Source organism: Massilia sp. S19_KUP03_FR1, from assembly GCF_036688685.1.
Taxonomy (GTDB): Bacteria; Pseudomonadota; Gammaproteobacteria; order Burkholderiales; family Burkholderiaceae_D; genus JALYUM01.
On the sequence record NZ_JAQQPS010000022.1, the window covers coordinates 70,448 to 89,760 of the forward strand.

General features: G+C 65.0%; 22 protein-coding genes. 13 read left to right on the forward strand and 9 right to left on the reverse strand.

The window, feature by feature from the left end:
* The first annotated feature begins 33 nt into the window (after positions 1 to 33).
* Complete coding sequence (locus V6M87_RS21840; RefSeq protein ID WP_332878774.1) at positions 34 to 1,182, forward strand: GGDEF domain-containing protein; 1,149 nt, start codon at positions 34 to 36, stop codon at positions 1,180 to 1,182.
* On the opposite strand, the gene V6M87_RS21845 is transcribed toward V6M87_RS21840, so the two are convergent.
* From V6M87_RS21845 to egtD, 3 genes are read right to left on the reverse strand one after another with little or no spacing between them, the layout of a single operon-like run.
* Complete coding sequence (locus tag V6M87_RS21845) at positions 1,183 to 2,109, reverse strand: YihY/virulence factor BrkB family protein (protein ID WP_332878775.1); 927 nt, start codon at positions 2,107 to 2,109, stop codon at positions 1,183 to 1,185.
* Complete coding sequence (egtB, locus tag V6M87_RS21850; RefSeq protein ID WP_332878776.1) at positions 2,106 to 3,305, reverse strand: ergothioneine biosynthesis protein EgtB; 1,200 nt, start codon at positions 3,303 to 3,305, stop codon at positions 2,106 to 2,108. The genes V6M87_RS21845 and egtB overlap by 4 nt, the downstream gene beginning before the upstream one ends.
* The gene (egtD, locus tag V6M87_RS21855) at positions 3,302 to 4,273 is read right to left on the reverse strand and encodes an L-histidine N(alpha)-methyltransferase (RefSeq protein WP_442920627.1); all 972 of its coding nucleotides are present in this window, start codon (positions 4,271 to 4,273) and stop codon (positions 3,302 to 3,304) included. The genes egtB and egtD overlap by 4 nt, the downstream gene beginning before the upstream one ends.
* Positions 4,274 to 4,459: 186 nt before the next feature.
* On the opposite strand from egtD, the gene V6M87_RS21860 reads away from it, so the two are divergent.
* The 6 genes from V6M87_RS21860 (at position 4,460) to V6M87_RS21885 (ending at position 8,905) form a co-directional block, all read left to right on the forward strand.
* A complete protein-coding gene (locus V6M87_RS21860; RefSeq protein WP_332878777.1) occupies positions 4,460 to 5,347 on the forward strand; it encodes a putative selenate ABC transporter substrate-binding protein in 888 nt (295 codons plus the stop codon).
* 12 nt (positions 5,348 to 5,359) lie between these two features.
* Positions 5,360 to 6,172: a phosphonate ABC transporter ATP-binding protein gene (locus V6M87_RS21865; protein WP_332878778.1), complete on the forward strand. Its 813-nt coding sequence runs from the start codon at positions 5,360 to 5,362 to the stop codon at positions 6,170 to 6,172.
* On the forward strand, positions 6,172 to 7,002 hold the full coding sequence (locus V6M87_RS21870; RefSeq protein WP_332878779.1) for a PhnE/PtxC family ABC transporter permease: 831 nt from the start codon (positions 6,172 to 6,174) through the stop codon (positions 7,000 to 7,002). Before V6M87_RS21865 ends, V6M87_RS21870 begins: the two co-directional genes overlap by 1 nt.
* Positions 6,999 to 7,796 (forward strand): phosphonate ABC transporter, permease protein PhnE, encoded by a 798-nt coding sequence (gene phnE, locus V6M87_RS21875; protein WP_332878780.1) that lies wholly within the window; start codon positions 6,999 to 7,001, stop codon positions 7,794 to 7,796. The genes V6M87_RS21870 and phnE overlap by 4 nt, the downstream gene beginning before the upstream one ends.
* A gap of 6 nt (positions 7,797 to 7,802) precedes the next feature.
* Positions 7,803 to 8,447: an ABC transporter ATP-binding protein gene (locus V6M87_RS21880; protein WP_332878781.1), complete on the forward strand. Its 645-nt coding sequence runs from the start codon at positions 7,803 to 7,805 to the stop codon at positions 8,445 to 8,447.
* A 170-nt stretch (positions 8,448 to 8,617) separates the two neighbouring features.
* Positions 8,618 to 8,905 (forward strand): hypothetical protein, encoded by a 288-nt coding sequence (locus V6M87_RS21885; RefSeq protein WP_332878782.1) that lies wholly within the window; start codon positions 8,618 to 8,620, stop codon positions 8,903 to 8,905.
* Between the two features lie 7 nt (positions 8,906 to 8,912).
* On the opposite strand, the gene V6M87_RS21890 is transcribed toward V6M87_RS21885, so the two are convergent.
* Both V6M87_RS21890 and V6M87_RS21895 read right to left on the reverse strand, forming a co-directional pair.
* The gene (locus V6M87_RS21890; RefSeq protein WP_332878783.1) at positions 8,913 to 9,440 is read right to left on the reverse strand and encodes a hypothetical protein; all 528 of its coding nucleotides are present in this window, start codon (positions 9,438 to 9,440) and stop codon (positions 8,913 to 8,915) included.
* A gap of 60 nt (positions 9,441 to 9,500) precedes the next feature.
* A complete protein-coding gene (locus V6M87_RS21895; protein ID WP_332878784.1) occupies positions 9,501 to 10,667 on the reverse strand; it encodes a GGDEF domain-containing protein in 1,167 nt (388 codons plus the stop codon).
* A 108-nt stretch (positions 10,668 to 10,775) separates the two neighbouring features.
* On the opposite strand from V6M87_RS21895, the gene V6M87_RS21900 reads away from it, so the two are divergent.
* The 3 genes from V6M87_RS21900 to V6M87_RS21910 all read left to right on the forward strand — a co-directional run bounded on the left by V6M87_RS21900 (position 10,776) and on the right by V6M87_RS21910 (position 14,840).
* On the forward strand, positions 10,776 to 11,540 hold the full coding sequence (locus V6M87_RS21900; RefSeq protein ID WP_332878785.1) for a fused MFS/spermidine synthase: 765 nt from the start codon (positions 10,776 to 10,778) through the stop codon (positions 11,538 to 11,540).
* A 155-nt stretch (positions 11,541 to 11,695) separates the two neighbouring features.
* Positions 11,696 to 14,512, forward strand: coding sequence for a bifunctional diguanylate cyclase/phosphodiesterase (locus tag V6M87_RS21905; protein WP_332878786.1), 2,817 nt, complete (start codon positions 11,696 to 11,698; stop codon positions 14,510 to 14,512).
* 133 nt (positions 14,513 to 14,645) lie between these two features.
* Positions 14,646 to 14,840, forward strand: a complete 195-nt coding sequence (locus V6M87_RS21910; protein WP_332878787.1) for a hypothetical protein — start codon at positions 14,646 to 14,648, stop codon at positions 14,838 to 14,840.
* 64 nt (positions 14,841 to 14,904) lie between these two features.
* On the opposite strand, the gene V6M87_RS21915 is transcribed toward V6M87_RS21910, so the two are convergent.
* Both V6M87_RS21915 and V6M87_RS21920 read right to left on the reverse strand, forming a co-directional pair.
* The gene (locus tag V6M87_RS21915) at positions 14,905 to 15,276 is read right to left on the reverse strand and encodes a hypothetical protein (RefSeq protein WP_332878788.1); all 372 of its coding nucleotides are present in this window, start codon (positions 15,274 to 15,276) and stop codon (positions 14,905 to 14,907) included.
* 94 nt (positions 15,277 to 15,370) lie between these two features.
* Positions 15,371 to 15,502, reverse strand: coding sequence for a hypothetical protein (locus tag V6M87_RS21920; protein ID WP_332878789.1), 132 nt, complete (start codon positions 15,500 to 15,502; stop codon positions 15,371 to 15,373).
* A 181-nt stretch (positions 15,503 to 15,683) separates the two neighbouring features.
* Here V6M87_RS21920 and V6M87_RS21925 point away from each other — a divergent pair, with 181 nt between their 5' ends.
* Positions 15,684 to 15,875, forward strand: coding sequence for a hypothetical protein (locus V6M87_RS21925; RefSeq protein ID WP_332878790.1), 192 nt, complete (start codon positions 15,684 to 15,686; stop codon positions 15,873 to 15,875).
* 14 nt (positions 15,876 to 15,889) lie between these two features.
* Here the strand turns inward: V6M87_RS21925 and V6M87_RS21930 are convergent, their stop codons facing one another.
* Complete coding sequence (locus V6M87_RS21930) at positions 15,890 to 16,045, reverse strand: hypothetical protein (RefSeq protein ID WP_332878791.1); 156 nt, start codon at positions 16,043 to 16,045, stop codon at positions 15,890 to 15,892.
* A 173-nt stretch (positions 16,046 to 16,218) separates the two neighbouring features.
* Here V6M87_RS21930 and V6M87_RS21935 point away from each other — a divergent pair, with 173 nt between their 5' ends.
* Positions 16,219 to 17,121: an alpha/beta hydrolase family protein gene (locus tag V6M87_RS21935; protein WP_332878792.1), complete on the forward strand. Its 903-nt coding sequence runs from the start codon at positions 16,219 to 16,221 to the stop codon at positions 17,119 to 17,121.
* 155 nt (positions 17,122 to 17,276) lie between these two features.
* Positions 17,277 to 18,983 (forward strand): methyl-accepting chemotaxis protein, encoded by a 1,707-nt coding sequence (locus V6M87_RS21940; protein ID WP_332878793.1) that lies wholly within the window; start codon positions 17,277 to 17,279, stop codon positions 18,981 to 18,983.
* Here V6M87_RS21940 and V6M87_RS21945 read toward each other — a convergent pair.
* Positions 18,980 to 19,267 (reverse strand): 2Fe-2S iron-sulfur cluster-binding protein, encoded by a 288-nt coding sequence (locus V6M87_RS21945; RefSeq protein ID WP_332878794.1) that lies wholly within the window; start codon positions 19,265 to 19,267, stop codon positions 18,980 to 18,982. The genes V6M87_RS21940 and V6M87_RS21945 overlap by 4 nt on opposite strands.
* Between the last annotated feature and the right edge of the window lie 46 nt (positions 19,268 to 19,313).

Here is a 19,313-nt window from a genome sequence, read left to right on the forward strand (position 1 = left end):
CCGACGAACGATTCCTTTCGGCGCCGATAGTCCATGCAGAATTTCACTCGTCCAGCGCGCACAAGTTTGGCTCTCCTGTTCGCTGGCGGACGGCGCCTGGCGGATCTGGTCCTGAGCACGGATCCGAAGCAACGCCGCTGCATCGTGGTTCAATTGCTCACTGCGTTGATCATGGTGGTGTGTACGGGTGCGATGGCGCTCGGCGCGCGCTACGGCATGGCCGACGCGCGCCATGTCGGCGCCCTTGGCGCGCTATGCGCCCTGGCGTCGCTGACATTTTTTACGCTGATCCGCAGCGGCCGCAACCAGCGCTACCGCGATCCCACCCTCGCCTTTGCACAAACCATCGTCGCCCAGACGCTGGTCGCCCTGGCCTATGCCATCGGCGGGCCGTTTCATGCCGTCGCACTGATGGTGCTGTCGCTGGTGATGGTGTTCGGCATGTTCAGCATGCGCGCCAGCGCCGTGCGCATCGCCTGCCTGTACACGATAGCGATCCTGGGGCTGGTCATGGCGTGGCGCGTGAAGACCGATCCGCTGCATTTCCCCTTGCGCATCGAGCTGATTTATTTCGCTGTCATGGCCACCACCTTGCCGGCCATTTCCGGCTTGTCCGGCCACTTGATGGGCATGCGCCAACGCCTGAAACTGCAGAAATTCGCGCTCGAGGAGGCGCTCGAACGGATCCATGAGATGGCCACCCGCGACGAGCTGACCAGCCTGCCGAACCGGCGCTTCATGATGGCGCAGCTGCAGGAACACGCGCTCCAGCGCGCGCGTGGCGGCCAGCCGTTCTACATCGGCATGATCGACCTGGATCACTTCAAATCGATCAACGATACCCATGGCCACGCGGTCGGCGACGAAGTGCTGCGCGCCTTCGGTGTGCAAGCCAGACATGCCCTGCAAACGACTGACCTGATCGGGCGCTGGGGCGGCGAAGAATTCCTGCTGGTCCTGCCCGAAACCCAGGCAGGGGCGCCGACCCGCGCCGTGGCGCACCTGCGCACCAAACTCGGCGCTGCGCAAGTCTCGGCGGCGGTGCCGCAGCTGCGGGTCGGGTTCTCGTCCGGCTTTACCCGTTACCTCGATGGCGAGCCGATCGACCAGGCCATCGAGCGCGCCGACCGCGCCCTGTATCAGGCCAAATTGGCCGGGCGCAATCAGTGCGTCGTGACATAGTTAGGCCGTCTGCAGCGGCTGCGCCACGCCCGGTTCGCCATCGCGCCCCACCCGTTCGTATTCGGAGATGACCTGGGCGCCGAACAGCAGCAAGGTGGCAATGATCTCCAGGCTGAACATGACGACGATGGCCGTCGTCATCGAGCCGTAAACCAGGTTTACTTTCGACAGAGTGGAAAAATACCAGACCAGCACGTGGCGCGCGATTTCCCACAGCAGCGCCGCGGTCACGCCGCCGATCAGCGCATGCGACAAGGACAGCCGCCCGGCCGGCATCACCAGATAAATCGAGGTGAGCAGCAGGATTTCACCGCCCAGCCCCAACAGATACAGCAAGGCGCCCGACAAGCCGCCCAGCGACCAGGCGTAGCCGAACAGTTGCACCTGTTCCTGGCCCATCACCTGCAAGGTCCCGGCCACCAGGGTGACGATCATCAGGCCGAAGCCCAGCGCCAGGATGTAGCAATACGGCAGCACGGCCGAGATGAGGTAATGGCGGCGCCGGATCGATACCCGGTGCACGAAGATCACGCTCATGGCGTTTTCCAGGACCGTGAAGGCGAGCGAGCTGAAAAACAGCATGGTGATGGCCAGCACCCACGTGATGAGATCGCGCGTGTCGAGGAAATGCGCCACTTCCGCGGCGATCGCCTTCGACTGGCTGGGCACGATCAGTTCCAGGTAGCGGCGCAAGGTGTCGAGCACCTCGGCCGGGCTGATGAAATGCGACAGCACCACCACGGTCAGCATCAGGAACGGCACAATCGACAGCAGCGCGTAATACGCCACGGCGCCCGCCAGCAGCAGGCCCTGGTTGGCGCGGAACGCCTTCAAGGTTTGCCAGAGAAATGCCAGCGGGTGCGCCACGATATACGCGTTGGCGCGCCGGTTCAGGATCTGCAGGTGGCGCAGGTCGAGGGGGCTCACCGCGCCAGCCTGATGCCGGAAAACTGCCAGCGCGTGCCGGCCGGGAAGAAATTACGGTAGCTGGCCCGTGCATGACCGGGCGGCGTGGCGCAGGACGCGCCGCGCAGCACATACTGGTTGATCATGAATTTGCCGTTGTATTCGCCCAGCGCCCCGGCTGCCGCCGTGTAGCCAGGATACGGCGCATAGCTGCTGGCAGTCCATTGCCAGCAGGTGCCGAACAGGTCAGCCAGGCTGCCGCCTGCTGCTGCTGCCGCAGCCGTCTCCCATTCCGCTTCGAGCGGCAAACGGGCGCCGGCCCAGCGCGCGTAGGCATCGGCCTCGTACAGCGACACGTGGGTGACCGGCGCGTGCAGGTCGAGCGGACGCAAGCCGTGCAAGGTGAACACATGCCAGCCATCGGCCTGCCTGATCCAGTAGAGGGGATGGGCAACGCCATTCTGCGCGACCGCGTCCCAGCCTTCCGACAACCACAGCGCCGGATCGCGGTAGCCCCCGGCGTCGATAAACGCGAGGAACTCGCCGTTCGTCACCAGCTGCGAGGCCAGGGAAAACGGTTGCAGGTAAGTACGGTGGCGCGGCAATTCATTGTCGAAACAAAAACCGGCGCCAGCGTGACCGACTTCGACCAGGCCGCCGTCGAACGCCATCCATTCGGACGCGCGCGCGGGCGCCAGGGCCGCGTCGCTGTGGCCGGCCGGATGGTAGGCCGGATACAGCGGGCTTTGCGCCAGCAGGTGCAGGACGTCGGTCAGGATCAGTTCCTGGTGCTGCTGCTCGTGTTGCAGCCCGAGTTCGACCAGGGATGCCAGTGCCGCGTCGTCGGGACAGGCTGCCAGCAGGCGCCCCATGCGCGCATCGACGTTGGCGCGGTAGGCGCGCACCTCGCGCATGCCGGGCCGCGTGAGCAGGCCGCGGCGCGGGCGCGGATGGCGCGCACCGACGCCGTTGTAATACGAATTGAACAGCACGCGGAAGGCCGCATCGAAGGGCACGAAGCCCGCCTCGCGCGGCTCCAGCAAAAAGGTCTCGAAAAACCAGGTAGTGTGGGCCAGGTGCCACTTGACGGGGCTGGCGTCCGGCATCGACTGGGCGCCGCAGTCTTCGTCCGACAGCGGCTCGGCCAATTGCAGCGAGCGGCGCCGCACGTCCTGGTAGGCGGCCGCCAGGCTGGTGTCGTGCATGCCGTCGCTCATGCCGGGGCTCCCGCGCGGGCGTAGATAACGGCAAACCATTGCTCGGGATCGGTCCAGACCTGGGCTTGACCAAAGCCGGCGCGCCGCAGCAGGTCGAGCGCGCTGGCCTGGCGGTATTTGTAGCTGTTTTCGGTATGGATGCGTTCGCCTTCGCTGAAGCGGCGCGACCCGCCCGGCCAGCGCACGGTGAGGTTGCTGCGCGCGGTCAGGTGCATCTCGACGCGCGCCAGGGACGGGTTATAAAAGCCTTCGTGGCGCCACTGCCGTACATCGAAATCGGCACCCAGCAAGGTATTCGCGTGGCGCAGGATATTCAGGTTGAAGGCGCCAGTAACGCCGAGTGCATCGTCATAGGCCGCGTCCAGGATGGCGTGGTCTTTTTCGAGGTCGATGCCGATCAGGATGGCGCCATCGTCACCACAGGCGCGGTGGATGCGCTGCAGGAAGGCCAGTGCTTCGTCGGGCGTGAAATTGCCAATCGATGAACCGGGATAGAAAAACAGCCGCTGTTGCGCGCCGACCGACGCGGGCAGCGCCAGCTCGCTGGAGAAATCCAGGCCCAGCGCCTGCATCGCGATGTGCGGATAACGCTGCTGCAAGCCGTGCACGGCGTCACGCACGAAATCGGCCGAGATGTCGACCGCCACATACTGGCTCGGCTGCAGCAGCGGGAACAGCGCCGCGGCCTTGGCGCAGTTGCCGGCACCCATGTCGATCAAGGTCGCGCCGCGTCCGCTGGCGCGCGCCATCGCGCCGCCGTGGCTGGCAAAAATGGCCGCCTCGGTGCGGGTCGGATAATATTCCGGCAGTTCGCAGATCGCTTCGAACAGTTTTGACCCGAGGTCGTTATATAAAAACTTGGGCGAGATCCAGGCGGACTCGGCCAAGAGGCCCGCGGCCAGCTCGTCGGCGCCTGGCGCGGGGGTACGATCGTCTATCGTGCAGGGCATCAGCATAAGGTTTATCATTCGTGCCGCCACATGCAGCGGGGCGCATGGCGAGCGGGTTGGTTGCCGTTTTTGCTATGATAACCGAACGCCCGCAACGCACCATTACCCTACTGTGCGCGCATTACTGGATTAATCGTGCCCTTGAACCCACGGTTTCCCTCGATTGTTTCCAAGTTTTACTTTTCACACAAGAAAGTCCTCCTGATGACCCACTTCTCCGCCCTGCGCTCCCTGAAATCCCTGCTGGCCGCCTCCGTCGCGGCCGGGCTGATGTTCACTGCCGTCGGTGCTTCCGCCCAGAACACGCCTGGCGTGCTGCGCGTGTCGGCCATCCCCGACGAAGCCCCGACCGAACTGCAGCGCAAGTTCAAGCCGCTGGGCGAGTACCTGGCCAAGGTCACCGGCCTGAAGGTGGAATTCACGCCGGTCACCGACTACGCCGCCTCGGTCGAAGGCCTGATCAACCACAAACTGGACATGGTCTGGTTCGGCGGTTTTACCTTCGTGCAGGCGAATGACCGCAGCAAGGGCCAGGTCATCCCGCTGGTGCAGCGCGTGGAAGACGAAAAATTCCGTTCGGTGTTCATCACCGCCTCGCCGACCATCAAAACCCTGAACGACCTGAAAGGCAAGACCCTGTCGTTCGGTTCGGAATCGTCGACCTCGGGCCACCTGATGCCGCGTTCCTACCTGCTGGCCGCAAAAATCGACCCGGACACCGACCTGAAACGCGTCGCCTTCTCCGGCACCCATGACGCCACCGTGGCAGCCGTTGCCGGCGGCAAGGTCGATGCCGGCGCGCTGAATATCTCGGTCTGGGAAAAACTGGTCGAATCGAACAAGGTCGACACCAAGGTCGTGCACGTGTTCTACACCACGCCGGGCTTCTACGATTACAACTGGTCAGTAAGCACCAGCATGCCAGCCGCGCTGCAAAAGAAAATCACCGACGCGTTCCTGGCGCTGGACCCTGCCAAACCTGCCGACAAGGAAATTCTCGACCTGCAACGCGCGACCCGCTTCATTCCGACCAAGGCCTCGAACTACACCGCCATCGAAGCAGCCGCGAAGAACGCCAAGCTGCTCAAGTAAGGTAGCCGCACGATGACCTATCGACTGCAACAACTCACGGTGCGCCACCTGGGGCCGGACGGTCCGGTGGCACTGCATGCACTCGACCTGGTCATCGAACCAGGCGCGCAGGTGGCGCTGATCGGCCCTTCCGGCGCCGGCAAGACCACGCTGCTCGCCACCCTCGCCTGCGCCCACCAGCCGGCCTCCGGCAACTTCACCGTGCTGGGCGTCGATCCGTGGACATTGACGCAGGCTGCGCGCCATCGCTTGCGCGCGCGCCTGTTCCTGGCGCCGCAAACGCCGCCGCTGCCGCCGCGCCAGCGCGTGGTGACCACGGTGCTGGCCGCGCGCCTGCCGCACTGGACCCTGTGGCAGGCACTGTCTTCCCTGTTCAAGCCGCGCGAACCGCGCGCGGCCTTCGATGCGCTTGCCCGCTTCGGTCTCGGCGACAAGTTGTATGCGCGGGTCGACCGCCTTTCCGGCGGCGAGCGCCAGCGCTGCGGCCTGGCCCGGGTGCTGCTCTCGAGCGCCGAAGCGTTCCTGGTCGACGAACCCTTGTCCGCGCTCGACCCGACCCTGTCGCAACTGACGCTCACCGCGTTGCAGCAGGAAGCGCGCGCGCGCAACGCAACGCTGGTATGCAGCCTGCACCAGGTCGACATCGCGCGCGCCAATTTCGCGCGCATCATCGGCCTGCGCGCCGGACGCATCGTGTTCGACGCAGCGCGCGAGAACGTCACCGATGCGATGATCGCCGCGCTGTACCTGAACGAATCGATGGAGGCGCCCGTGGCGGCCTTCCACGACAGCCCCGCGCGGCTGGCCGTCGGCGCCTGCCTTTGATGACGGCAGTGCTGCGCTCCTACCCCGACCCGGCACTGCGCAAGCGGATGGTCACGGTCGTGCTGTGCCTGCTGCTGCTGTGGCCGATGCTGGTCTACAGCGAATTCAAACCGTGGATCCTGTTCGACCAACAGAGCATGCGCGCCACCGGCGCCTTCCTCGCCGATTTCCTGACGCCGGCGCACTCCCTTGAATTTTTGACGATGGTGCTCCAGCAAACCTGGATCACCGTCGCCATTGCCACCTGCGGGCTGGTGCTGGCCCTGCTCGGCGCCATTCCCGCCACCTTGCTGATGACCGAACGGCTGTCGATTTCGCTGCTCGGCACGGGCCGCATGCGCCTGCCCGCGCGCATCCTGCGCCAGTGCGTGCGCATGGTCCTGATCCTGCTGCGCAGCGTGCCGGAACTGGTGTGGGCGCTGCTGTTCGTGCGCATCGTCGGGCTCGGCCCGACCGCCGGCGTGATCGCCATCGCGCTGACCTACTGCGGCATGCTCGGCAAGGTGTATGCCGAGATCCTTGAGTCGTCCGACGCCCACGCCAGCGACACGCTGCTGGCCAACGGCAGCAGCCGCATGGGGGCGCTGCTGTATGGCGCCCTGCCCGAATCGGCCGCCGAACTGGTGTCGTACACCGTGTATCGCTGGGAGTGCGCGATCCGCGGCTCGGCGGTCATGGGTTTTGTCGGGGCCGGCGGCCTGGGCCAGCGCATGGATGAATCGATCAAGATGATGGCCGGCAGCGAAGTGGCCACCATGCTGATCATGTTCGTGCTGCTGGTGGCCGCGGCCGACCTGGTCTCGAAGTGGCTGCGCCGGGATCTGGTATGAACCATATAAACAATATGCCGTCGGCGCCGCCGCGCAAGCGCGCCAGCCTGGCGCTGGCGCTTGGCATGGTGGCGCTGGTCGTGGCCAGTTTCTGGACGCTGAACCTGGACTGGTCGGGCTTCTGGAGCCCGACTGCGCTCAGTACGACGCAAGAGTTCCTGTCCGGCTTTGCGCCGCCGGAAATGTCGGCAAAGTTTTTGTATAAAACCTTCAGCGCGACGCTCGAGACGCTGGCCATGTCGGCACTCGGCACAGTGCTGGCCATGCTGGCCGGCCTGGCGCTGGCGCTGGTGGGCGCCGGGCGCTTTGGCGCAGCGCCGCGCGCCCTGGTGCGCCTGGTCCTGAACGTGATGCGCTCGATTCCCGAACTGGTGTGGGCGACCATTTTGCTGGTGGCCGCGGGCCTGGGCCCGTTTGCCGGCATGCTGGCGCTGGCCTTCCACACCACCGGCGTGCTGGGGCGCCTGTTTGCCGATTCGCTGGAAAACGCCAACCTGCATGCCGAAAACACCCTGCGCAGCAACGGCACACCCGCGCTGGCGGCGTTCGTGTATGCCACGCTGCCACTGCTGCTGCCGCAGATGATGTCGTACACCCTGTACCGCTGGGAAAACAATATCCGTGCCGCGGCCGTGCTGGGCGTGGTCGGCGCCGGCGGCCTGGGTGGCATGCTCAAATTTCACCTGTCGCTGTTCCAGATGCCGCAGGCGGCCACCGTCATCATCGCCATGTTGTTGATGGTGGTGCTGGTAGACGCCGCCAGCTTCGGCCTGCGCCGCGCTCTGACAAGGTAATCACCCATGCTGGAACTGCGCAACCTGTCCAAATCCTACGCCGGCCGGCCCGTGCTGGCCGCGCTCTCGCACGTCTTCAAGGCGGGCGAATTCGTCGCCATCATGGGGGAATCGGGGGTTGGCAAATCGACGCTGTTGAACCTGATTGCCGGTCTGGATGTACCCGACACGGGCGAGGTGCTGGTCGACGGCCAGGCCATGTCGGCGCTGGACGACAATGCCGCCACGCGCCTGCGGCGCACGCGCATGGGCTTTATTTTCCAGGCCTTCCACGTCCTGCCGCATTTGACGTTGCGCCAGAACGTGGCACTGCCGCTGCTGCTGAACCGGGAAGCGACCGGGCGCGCCGACAGCATGCTCGACGCGGTCGGCCTGCATGGCCGCGGCGCCGATTTCCCGGCCCAGCTGTCGGGCGGCGAAATGCAGCGCGTGGCGATCGCGCGCGCACTGGTGCACCGCCCGGCCCTGTTACTGGCGGACGAACCGACCGGCAATCTCGATCCCGACACCGCGGCCAGCGTGCTGGCACTGTTGCGCGCCGAAATCAAAGCGACTGGCGCCGGCGCGATCATGGTCACCCACTCCACTGCCGCGGCCGCCATGGCCGATCATGTCCTGCTATTGACCCGCTCCGGGCTCCAGTTGCGATAGCAAAAATAACGAATAACCACAGTTGGTAAGATAAATACGCCTAATTGCGGTTTTTACCGGATTCCGCGTAGTATTATCACAACTCACCCTCCAGCAAGAAACACACGCTTTATCACGCTCGAGCCGCTTTTTTGCAGAAATCCCATCTGGTTGCAAACTGTGGAGTCAATATGAACGTACGGCAGAAAAAACAGGAAATGCTCGAAGCGATGCAACGGGCACGGGCCATGGAACCATCGAGTTTCGTCCCGAACCCCTTGCTCGATACCCTGATCGACAAACTCAAGCTTAAAAACGACGCGGAATTATGCCGGGTGCTGGAAGTGCAGCCCCCGATCATCAGCAAGATCCGCCACGGCAAGTTATCCGTCGGGGCGACCATTTTGCTGCGGATGCACGAAAAATCGGAACTGAGCATCCGCGAACTCAAAGAACTGTCGAGCACCTCGACGCACTAGCGCAGCCTTATTCGCTGCGCGGCCGTCCGGTTTTCAGTTGCGGCAGGCCGGACAGCACGGCTTGCAGGGTTGCCACGTCGAGCTGGCCGACCAGCGCCATGCCAATGCGCAGCAGTTCGCTTTTCTTGACCTCGACGCCGGCCTGGAGGCAGCGCAGCTTGGCGCTGGCGAAGACCGCGTATTCCGCTTCCGGCATCGTGAAACTGTCGCGCACCAGGGATGGATTGCCCGCAGCCGGCAGCGGCGCGGCCGCGACGGCTTTGGCGGCCCGTTTCAGGGCCACCGGCAGCGCTGGCGCGCGCTTGGCGACAGGCTTGGCGGCCGGCTTCACGGTCGCCTTCACGGCCGGCTTCACGACCGCCTTTACACTGGCTTTGGCAAGGGGTTTGCTGGCCACCTTGGTGACCGGCTTGGCGGCTGGTCTGGCCGGCGCTTTTGCTGCGGTTTTAACGGCAACTTTCGGGGTGCTCGCAACGGCGCGTTTGCTGGCAACTGCCTTGATCGGCGCCTTGACGGCGCGTGGTTTGGTGGCCATAGGGCACTCCATTGTCTAAAAAGCTAAACAATATAGTCGATTTTGGCCCAACCCGGGTGTTCACGTGGCAGCCGGCACCGGCGGCGGCGCCTGTTGCACCCGGTTTCGTCCATGTGCCTTGGCCGCGCGCAAGGCCACATCGGCGCGCTTCATCAGGCTGATCGTGCTGTCGTCCGGGCGGATGGTGGTGACCCCGAAACTGGCCGTCATGCCGATCAGCGCGCGCTCGACCTTCACCGGGGAGGCGGCGATCGCGGCGCGGATGCGTTCGGCCACCAGCGTCGCTTCGGCCAGGTCGGTGCGCGGCAGCACGATGGCAAATTCGACCCCGGCCATGCGGCCCAGCGCATCGCTGTCGCGCAACTGCTGCTGGCAAGCCTCGACCACGCAGCGCAGCACGGTGTCGGCGGCGGCGTGGCCGTAACTGTCGTTGACGCGCTTGAACTGGTCGAGGTCGAGCAGGATCAGCGCGGTGGGCAGGCCGGGCCGGCGCGCCAGCGCCATCCACGGCGCCAGCGCCGCAAAAAAACCGCGCTGGTTCGGTGCGCCGGTGAGCGGGTCGCTGGTGTCGAGGCGCGCCAATTCTCCCTGCAATTGTTCACGCCCCAGCAGCAGCCAGCCAAAGGCATTGACCAGCGCCAGCAAATAAAACGCTACCGGCGCCACCTGGCGCAGCAGCCGGTTGCCCAGCCACGTCCAGCCACCCGGCGCCAACAGCACCATCAGGCCGCGCGCGGCAATGGCCAGGGCCAGCACCAGGGTGGCCAGCGCCAGCATGCGCTGCAGGCCGCCGGCGCGGCGCCAGTCGCGCAGCAGGGCGAACGCGCCCACCAGGTAAAGCGCGCCCAGCAACAGCGACAGCGACACCGTGCGCAGGCCGACCATGTCGATCAGGCTGCAGACCAGGAAGATGACCAGCGCGGCCACGATGAGCGGCACCGCAAACCGCCGCCAGCGCAGGCGTCCCGCCGCTTCCCACTGCGCGCCGGCTTCCCAGCCGACCCCGGCAATGAGCAAGGCGTAACCGGCCTGCATGGCGAGCGCATCGGGCAACACGCCCTGGGTGCCCAGGTACAGCACGCCCCACGCCAGCGTCTGGGCCTGGCGCGCGCCGCCCCAGGGCGTGAGCCCAAGGGTCAGGCCATCGCGGTCGGTAAAGCAGTACAGCACGGCGCACAGCGCCAGGTTGCCCAGCGCCAGCGCCAGGATCATGGTGGTGGCGTCCATCAGCGGGCGAATAATACGGGGGGAAGCATGGTCGTGGTCTCCGGTCAGTTACACCGCGACTGTAGCAGAGTAGCATCAAGGGAAACAAGGCGGCCTTATACTTGCGTCATGCAATCCTCCCTTGACGACACCGCCGCACCGCAGGTGATCACGCGCCGCGGCCGCCGCACCCTCGAATTTTCGCCTGGCGATATCCAGAGCGAAATGCGGCTGGCGCGCCCCTGGGCGCTGGTGCTGGCGTATTCGCGCGCCATGATGTGCTTTGCGCTGTTCGTGCCGCGCCCGCGCCACATCGTGATGGTGGGCCTGGGCGGCGGCTCGCTGGCCAAATTCTGCCACCGCGCCTTTCCGCACACGCACATTACGGTTATCGAGGTACGCGCCGACGTGATCGCCTTGCGCGCCCAGTTCTGCATCCCGCCCGACGACGCGCGCTTCCGGATCGTCGACGCCGACGCGGTCGACTGGCTGGCCGACCATCCAGCCTGCTGCGATGTGATCGTGCTCGATGGCTTCGATCGCAGCGGCCTGCCGCCGGCCCTGGCCAGTGCGGCCTTTTATGGCGACTGCCGCCGCGCGCTGCTCGATGACGGCGTGCTGGTGGCGAACCTGTTCGATTACGACCCCGCCTGGCAAGCCATGCTGGCGCGCCTGGACGCGGCGTTCGAGGGCAAGCTGTGCTGGTTCGACGGCATCGCCGCCAGCAACCACCTGGTGTTTGCCGTGACCGGCGCCGCGCGTCCACTGCGCCTGCAGCGCCGCATCCGACAGCGCCACGGCCGCGGATCGGGCCTGCTGGCACGCTTGCTGGCGCGCGCACTGGTGACCTGGCTGGGGTGGCGCAGGGTGGCTCAGGCGCCACAACAAGGTTAAATCGCCAACTCGTGTCAAGGTAACATTGCGGCATGTTCCCAGTTTGTGACACACTTGCATCATTACCAGCCGGGAACACCTTTGTTCCCCGCATGCTTACCGGGATCAGGATGGCGCGTCGGGTTTTACCGTTCTCACTTAACGCAGCAGCCGCGTTGACGCTTGCCGGCGGGCTGGTCACCACGCTGGTCCTGTTTGCCGGCGTCGGGCGCCTCGAAAACGACAATCTGTCGCTGCTGTTCGCCCAGCGCGCCGACCTGCGCGTGGCGGCCCTGCGCCAGGGCTTCGAGGAAGCGGTGGAAGTGCTTACCGTCACCCACACGCTGTTCGACACCATCGGCCCGGTCACACGCGCGCAGTACCACGATTTCACCCTGCCCCTGCTGGCCCGCCACCCGTTCATCCAGGCCTTCAACTTCCGTCGCCTGGTGAGCAACGCCGACCGGTCCGGCGTAGAAGCCGGACTCGCGCAGCTGCGCCCGGGCCTGGTGATTACCGAAATGGTCGACGGCAAGCTGGTACCCGCGGCGTCCAAGAACCAGTACCGCGTGGTCGACTACATCGAGCCATTCGAGGGCAATGAAGCGGCACTGGGTCTCGATATCAGCAACAACGCGGCCGTGATGGATGCGCTGCGCCAGGCCGAGGCGAGCGGCCGCCCCACCGCCACGCGCCTGTTCCGGCTGGCCCAGAACCGCGTACCGGAACCCAGTTTTAGCGTGGTGATGCCGGTGTATGCGCGTACCCGGCCCGACGGCAGCCGTGGTGCACTGCTGGGCGAAACCGCCGTCATCATGCGCGGCCGCACCCTGGTCGAGAGCATCCTGGCGCGCGCCGGCCACCGCACGGCCACGGGCATCGCGCTGGCGGTCTACAGCGGCGACCGGCCCGACCCGGCCGCGCTGGTCTACGCCAGCAACCGCCACGCGCTGGCCGCGCCGGAACGCGCGCCCTGGTATCTGGCGCAATGGGGCCCGCAGCGCAGCGCCGCGCGCACGCTGGTGGTCGCCGAGCGCACCTGGCTGGTCACCGTCAACGCCATGCCGCGTCCATTCCTGGCCGACCACTTCGGCTCGCTCCTGGTGCTGCTGGGTGGCCTGCTGTGCACGCTGATCTCAACCGCCTTCGTGCAGCTGACCATGCAGCGCACGCGCCGCGTCAACCGGGTCGTCGAGGAACGCACGGCCGACCTGAAAAGCATCAACGCGCGCCTGCTCGACGACGTGAGCGCGCGCCGGCGCACCGAGAAAGCCCTGCAGGAGAGCGAGCAGCGCTTCCGCCAGCTGGTCGCGATGTCGTCCGACTGGTACTGGGAACAGGACGCCAGGCTGCGCTTCACATCGGTCACCGGCGGCCTGTCGGCCAAGGGCGGGATCCGGGTCGAGTCGCTGCTGGGCAAAACCCTGTGGCAGCGCGTGCCGGCCATGCTCACTACCGAATGGGGCCAGCGCCATATCGCCCAGCTGGAGGCGCGCCAGCCGTTTCTCGACCTGGAGTACGAAGCGCTCGATGACGCCGGCGTGCGGCGCTGGTACGCCATCAATGGCGAACCGATTTTCGACGAGCTGGGCAACTTCCTCGGCTACCGCGGCACCGGCAGCGACATCACCGAGCGCAAGCAGGCCGAACACCGCGTGCACCACGTGGCCCAGCACGACGCCCTGACCGGCTTGCCCAACCGCAGCCTGCTGCAGGACCGGCTGGGCCAGGCCGTGGCCTACGCCAACCGCACCGCGATGCCGGTGTGGGTGATGCTGCTTGACCTCGATCGCTTCAAATTCGTCAACGACAGCATGGGCCACAAGGCCGGCGACGTCCTGTTGATGACGATTGCGGCGCGCTTGCGCTCGGCGCTGCGCGACACCGACACCGTGGCGCGCCTGTCGGGCGATGAATTCGTGGTGATCCTGTCCGAGCATCCGGGCCAGCCGCTGACAGCGGAAATCGTGCAGCGCCTGATGGATGCGGTGGCGCGCCCGGTCATGCTGGGCACGCATGAATTTTTCGTCACCTGCAGTGTCGGTGTGGCCACCTACCCGCACCACCTGGCCGAGCCCGACACGTTGATCGAACACGCCGATATCGCCATGTACCGCGCCAAGAAACTGGGCCGCAACAATTTCCAGTTCTACACCCCGGCCATGAACGAGGAGGCGCTCGAGCGCGTCAGGATCGAGAGCGCGCTGCGCAACGCCCTGGAGCGCAACGAATTCGTGCTGCACTACCAGCCGCAGGTGCACCTGGGCAGCGGCGCAATCGTCGGCATGGAAGCGCTGATTCGCTGGCGCCACCCCGAGCTGGGCATGGTCGCGCCGATCCGCTTCATCGGCGTGGCCGAAGAAACCGGCCTGATCGTACCAATCGGCGCCTGGGTGATGCGCACCGCCTGCGCCCAGAACAAGGCCTGGCAGGACGCGGGCCTGGGCAATTTGCGGGTGGCGGTGAACCTGTCGGCGCGCCAGTTCGGCGCCATCGATCTGGTGCCGAGCCTGGAAGCGGTGCTGGCCGACACCGGTCTGACGCCGGCATGCCTCGAAATCGAGCTGACTGAAAGCCTGTTCATGAGCGACATCACGCCGGCCGTGGAAACACTGCACCGGATCAAGGCGCTCGGCGTGAACCTGTCAATCGACGATTTCGGCACCGGTTACTCGAGCCTGTCTTACCTGTCGCGCTTCCCGATCGACGTGCTGAAAATCGACCGCTCCTTCGTCAGCGACATCGGCCAGGATGGCCCCGAGTCGCCGATCGTCGCCTCGATCATCACCCTGGCACACAACCTGAAACTGGCCGTGATCGCCGAGGGCGTGGAAACGCTCGCCCAGCTCGACTACCTGCGCGCGCTCGGCTGCGACGAGATGCAGGGCTACTATTTCAGCCGGCCACTGCCAGCCGACGAATTCGAGCAACTGCTGCGCCAGGGCCGCCACCTGCCGCCAGCCACCTTGCGCGACCTGGACGTAGTTGCTTAAACAATATCCTTGTTGCAAATTAAGCTAGCCGTTTCAATATCGTTCGCCTACAATCAACTGTCCGCCTGATCAGACGCAAAATGCTACCGGCAGCGTTTATGCGTGATCAACGATTAACGAAAGAGGAAACGATATGAACACCACCATGGAACGCCAGGGCAGCCGCATCCAGCGCACCGATGTGCGCACCTGCGATTTGATCAACCAGGCGATTGCCTCGATTCCGAGCGTGGGCCTGCAGCGCGCCGCGCAATTCCTGGCATCGATGAACGTGCCGGCGGAAATCGCCATCCGCACACTGGTCTATCCGGCGCGCCGCCGCACCTGATTTCGTGATGCAAAAAAAAAGCCGCGCACGATGCGCGGCTTTTTTGCGTGACGCCGTCAGGCGCTTACTTGATCTGTTCCTGGATGGCGATATCGGCCAGCGATTCGCGGCCGCGCTCCGTCACGTCGAAACCGCCCGCTTCGCGCGCGGCGATGTGCGATTTCTTGATCAGGAATTGGGCCACGTCATGGTCGACGCTGGCGGCAGCGTCGGCGCAAAGCGCGCGCAAGCCGGCGATACAGCGACGCAGGAACAGGATCTGGGTGCCCTTTTCCGTCATCGTGACCGAGCCGTCGCGGCCGTAGGAAATCATTTTCAGGCCATTCAGGCGCTTGGCATTGCGCCCGACGCAGGCGTTGACCTTGTCGTGGCGGGCCCCGCGCTGGATGAAGTCCAGGGCGTCAAATTCATCGGTAGTCAGTTTTTCGTTTTTCATGCGCGCTTTCAATGTAGCCCGCCATGGTAACCGCCCTACCCCCGCACGGCAACCTGCACTGCAGCACGCGAGCGCCAACCACCGCGCTTCGGTATCAGCCGCTGACCAGCAACCAGGCAAGCGCCATGCCGACAATGGCTGCCACCAGCAGCGCGCGCTGGACCAGGCGAGCGCCGAATGCACCGTGGCGGCCCAAATAAATCTTGTTGTGTAAGGAATTACCCATGGCGCGCCTCCGTGATGTCGTGCATTGATTATAGAAACATTCCTAGCCCCGCACGTGGGTCGTATTTACAAAAAGTTCGGGCTGTAGCCAAACGGCAACAAGTCGCTCCGAACCAGCGTGGCGACGTGGCGCGCGCCGGCCTGCTAGCATGCCTTATTGATTAATCAACAAGGAGCATCCGATGAGTACGAGCGAAAACAAGCCAGCGGCAAGCACAGAGCCGGGTGCGCAGGCGCCCGGCATGCTGCACGAAGCCGATATTGGCAGCGGCGAAAAGACGCCGGGCGAGCAGGACACGCAGGAGATGATCGAGGCGATTCCGCCCTTGCCGAAAGACCAGGCACCGTCGGGTGGAAAGCAGAAGCAAGCCTGAAGCAAAACCTTACTTCAGGCGCGTATCGGCCGTTCCGGCATGCCCGGTTCGGTCACCGGCGCATGGGTCGGTGCCGGCACGTCGTCCGGCACCGGCACGGTTGTCGGCGGATCTGGTTCCGGCACCGTGACGGGCGGCAGCTCGGGGTCGGGTGTGGTGTGGGCTTGCATGGTTTTTTCTTGATGCATCGTTGTGCCTCCGGCTGGTCAATATTGACGTTTTGTGAAGGTTAGCACGGGTGCCGCTCACCTGAAGGACCGGTTCAATCGTGCGCCGGCGTGTCTTGTCGCAGCAGCTGTGCGCTTGGTATAGTCGCCCCACCGTTCACTTCCCTGCCCCCGCCATGACCCTGTCCTCCCGCAGCCTGCTGCCCCTGTTGTGCGCCACCGTCACCCTGCACGTCGTTGCCGCCCCGATGCCCCTGAGCGCTTACCTGGCATTGGAAGGACCCGCCCCTGGCGCCACCTATGCCTATGGTCCGGCACCGTCGCAATACGCCGAGCTGTTTGTCCCCAGCGGGCCCGGCCCGTTTCCGGTGGCCGTGCTGGTCCACGGCGGCTGCTGGACCAAACAATACGGCGGCATCACCCAGTTGCGGAATATGGCCGGCGCCCTGCGCGCGCGCGGCATCGCGGTCTGGAACGTCGAATACCGCCGCGTCGACGAAGCAGGGGGTGGCTATCCCGGCACCTACCAGGACATCAATGCGGCCCTTGACCTGCTGGCGGCCAGGGCGCCGGCCAGCAAGCTCGACTTGCAGCGCATCGTCGCCGTGGGCCACTCGGCCGGTGGCCAGCTGGTGCAGTGGATCGCCGGCCGCAACCGCATCGCCGCCAGCAGCCCGCTTTACCAGGCGCAACCGCTGCCAATCCGCAGCGTCGTCAGCCTGGGCGGCCTGGCCGACCTGCGCAGCGAGCAGGCGCTCATCAAGAGCAGCTGTGAGCGCGATCTGGTCGACCTGACCGGTGTGCCAAGCGCCACACGTCCGGACGTATTTTCTGACACAAATGCCGCTGAACTCATGCCCAACGGCAGCCATACGCTGCTGGTCACCGGCGAACTGGACACGGTGTCGCCGCCGCGCGTGGCGCACGACTACGCGGCGCGCGCGCGGAAGGCGGGTGACCGCGCCGAGGTGGTCATTTTGCCCGGTGCGAGTCACTACGATGAAGTGGCGGCCACATCCGCCGCCTGGCCGACCGTGCTGGAAGTGATCGAATCAGCACTGCAAAGCGCTCGTCACTAGCAAACAGTCGGTATTTTTGATGCTGACAAGCAAAAAATCACTGGATTTTCCGATTTTTCCGTTACCTAGTTGCAACAATTTGCATGAATGGTATTTCAATCGCGGCGCAAGCTGGGTAAGGTTGATTTCTCGCATGACTTATTCAAGGAACACCGATGTTTGCAACGATGACGGTACGAACCCGCCTGCAAGGGGGCTTCATGATCATTTCCCTGCTGGGCGCCCTGGTGGCAGGCATCGGCGTGTTCAACATGGCAGCCATGAAAGACCGCGCCGACCTGGCCTACACGGTCGACCTGCTCGGCATGTCGGCCCTGAAACAGGCGAACATCAATATGGCCTACATGGGCCGCGAAATTCGCAGCGTGCTGCTGACGCAAGACGAGGCCACCCGGGCGCGGCTCGACGAGGGCGCCGGCAAGGCGTACCAGGAGATGGAGCGCCAGCTGGCCGTGGCGCGGCCCCTGTTCCGCACCGTGGCCGGAAAGGCCCTGTTTGCCGAAGTCGACAGCGCGATGCTGGCCTTTGAAACCAAGTTCAAACAATTACGCGCGCTGTCACGCGTGGAGGGCGAGGCTGGCCACCTGGCCGCTACGGCCTTTCTGCTGGGCGAATACAAACAGGTGGCCACCCAGTTCGAGACCAGGATGGCTGAGTTGAGTCAGCAAAAAGAAAAGGCTGCCGGCGTCGTGGCCGAAGAGTCGCACGCCATCTACCAGAATACGCGCCTGCTGATGCTGGCGATGGTCATCGCCAGCCTGGCCATGGGTATCGGCTTCGGTCTGCTGATCACGCGCGGCCTGACGCGCCAGCTCGGCGGCGAGCCGGGCTATGCCGCCGAAGTGGCGGGCCTGATTGCGGCGGGCGACTTGTCGCACGTGGTCGTTACCCGTGCCGGCGACCAGCACAGCCTGCTGGCGGCAATGGAAACCATGCGCACCAGCCTGGTCAAGATTGTCAGCGAAGTGCGCAGCGGGACCGACACCATCGCCACCGCCGCCGGTGAAATCTCGAGTGGCAACCTGGACCTGTCGTCGCGCACCGAACAGCAAGCCAGTTCGCTCGAAGAAACCGCCTCCTCGATGGAGGAATTGACCAGCACCGTGCGCCAGAATGCGGACAATGCGCGCCAGGCCAATGTGCTGGCCGCGTCGGCCTCCGAAGTGGCCTCGCAGGGTGGCGCGGTGGTGGCAGAAGTGGTACAGACGATGGCGTCGATCAATGCCTCGTCAACCAAGATCGTCGACATCATCGGCGTCATCGATGGTATTGCCTTCCAGACCAATATCCTGGCACTGAACGCCGCCGTCGAAGCGGCCCGTGCCGGCGAACAGGGGCGCGGCTTTGCGGTCGTCGCCTCCGAAGTACGCAACCTGGCGCAGCGCTCGGCGTCGGCGGCCAGGGAAATCAAGTCCCTGATCGATGACTCGGTGGTCCAGGTAGAAGCCGGCGGCAAGCTGGTCGACAAGGCTGGTAACACCATGACCGACATCGTCGCGTCAATCACACGTGTCACCGACATCATGGGAGAAATCGCGTCGGCCAGCCACGAACAGACAATTGGCATCGAGCAGATTAATTCGGCGATCGCGCAAATGGACGAAGTGACGCAGCAAAATGCGGCGCTGGTCGAACAGGCCGCCGCTGCGGCCGGTTCACTGCAGGACCAATCAGGCGTGCTGGCGCAGCTGGTGAATACCTTTAAACTCGACGAGGCCGCTGCGCGCGCGCCCGCGCAGGTCCACAAGGCGCCTGCCAACAAGGCGCCGCTCAAAGCTGCGCCGCCGCGCATCGCACCGGCGCTACGCAAGCCGACCGCCGCAGCTGCAACTGCCGGCACGGACCAGTGGGAAGCGTTTTAGCCCGCGCGGCGCGCGTGCGGCGCTGCCAGCACCAGGTCCGATAAGGGGACGGCGACACAGGTCAGGATGTCGCCGTCCCTTTTCTCATCGAGCGACAAGCCGGGCCAGTCGACCAGGTAGCGCACGCTGCCGCTCTGCATGCGGCACAAACAGGTGCGGCAGGTGCCGTTGCGGCAAGAACTGGGCAGAGTGATGCCGCCCGCCTCGGCGCTGTGCAACACCGACCTCGCCCCGTCGCCGGCGCAGGTCAGGCCAGAGGGAGAAAATGTGATCTGGAAAGTCATGCGCGCATTCTAGCGTCAGTACGATGCCGCACAGACCAACATTCCT

Excerpts from the sequence above, each read along its gene's own strand:
- V6M87_RS21930 (WP_332878791.1), bottom strand. The coding sequence starts at position 16,045 with ATGCAAGCCCACACCACACCCGACCCCGAGCTGCCGCCCGTCACGGTG.
- V6M87_RS21885 (WP_332878782.1), top strand. The coding sequence starts at position 8,618 with ATGAACGTACGGCAGAAAAAACAGGAAATGCTCGAAGCGATGCAACGG.
- egtB (WP_332878776.1), bottom strand. The coding sequence starts at position 3,305 with ATGAGCGACGGCATGCACGACACCAGCCTGGCGGCCGCCTACCAGGAC.
- V6M87_RS21870 (WP_332878779.1), top strand. The coding sequence starts at position 6,172 with ATGACGGCAGTGCTGCGCTCCTACCCCGACCCGGCACTGCGCAAGCGG.
- V6M87_RS21880 (WP_332878781.1), top strand. The coding sequence starts at position 7,803 with ATGCTGGAACTGCGCAACCTGTCCAAATCCTACGCCGGCCGGCCCGTG.
- V6M87_RS21935 (WP_332878792.1), top strand. The coding sequence starts at position 16,219 with ATGACCCTGTCCTCCCGCAGCCTGCTGCCCCTGTTGTGCGCCACCGTC.
- V6M87_RS21895 (WP_332878784.1), bottom strand. The coding sequence starts at position 10,667 with ATGGACGCCACCACCATGATCCTGGCGCTGGCGCTGGGCAACCTGGCG.
- V6M87_RS21900 (WP_332878785.1), top strand. The coding sequence starts at position 10,776 with ATGCAATCCTCCCTTGACGACACCGCCGCACCGCAGGTGATCACGCGC.
- V6M87_RS21925 (WP_332878790.1), top strand. The coding sequence starts at position 15,684 with ATGAGTACGAGCGAAAACAAGCCAGCGGCAAGCACAGAGCCGGGTGCG.
- V6M87_RS21940 (WP_332878793.1), top strand. The coding sequence starts at position 17,277 with ATGTTTGCAACGATGACGGTACGAACCCGCCTGCAAGGGGGCTTCATG.
- V6M87_RS21945 (WP_332878794.1), bottom strand. The coding sequence starts at position 19,267 with ATGACTTTCCAGATCACATTTTCTCCCTCTGGCCTGACCTGCGCCGGC.
- V6M87_RS21865 (WP_332878778.1), top strand. The coding sequence starts at position 5,360 with ATGACCTATCGACTGCAACAACTCACGGTGCGCCACCTGGGGCCGGAC.
- V6M87_RS21910 (WP_332878787.1), top strand. The coding sequence starts at position 14,646 with ATGAACACCACCATGGAACGCCAGGGCAGCCGCATCCAGCGCACCGAT.
- egtD (WP_442920627.1), bottom strand. The coding sequence starts at position 4,273 with ATGATAAACCTTATGCTGATGCCCTGCACGATAGACGATCGTACCCCC.
- V6M87_RS21860 (WP_332878777.1), top strand. The coding sequence starts at position 4,460 with ATGACCCACTTCTCCGCCCTGCGCTCCCTGAAATCCCTGCTGGCCGCC.
- V6M87_RS21890 (WP_332878783.1), bottom strand. The coding sequence starts at position 9,440 with ATGGCCACCAAACCACGCGCCGTCAAGGCGCCGATCAAGGCAGTTGCC.
- V6M87_RS21920 (WP_332878789.1), bottom strand. The coding sequence starts at position 15,502 with ATGGGTAATTCCTTACACAACAAGATTTATTTGGGCCGCCACGGTGCA.
- phnE (WP_332878780.1), top strand. The coding sequence starts at position 6,999 with ATGAACCATATAAACAATATGCCGTCGGCGCCGCCGCGCAAGCGCGCC.
- V6M87_RS21840 (WP_332878774.1), top strand. The coding sequence starts at position 34 with ATGCAGAATTTCACTCGTCCAGCGCGCACAAGTTTGGCTCTCCTGTTC.
- V6M87_RS21915 (WP_332878788.1), bottom strand. The coding sequence starts at position 15,276 with ATGAAAAACGAAAAACTGACTACCGATGAATTTGACGCCCTGGACTTC.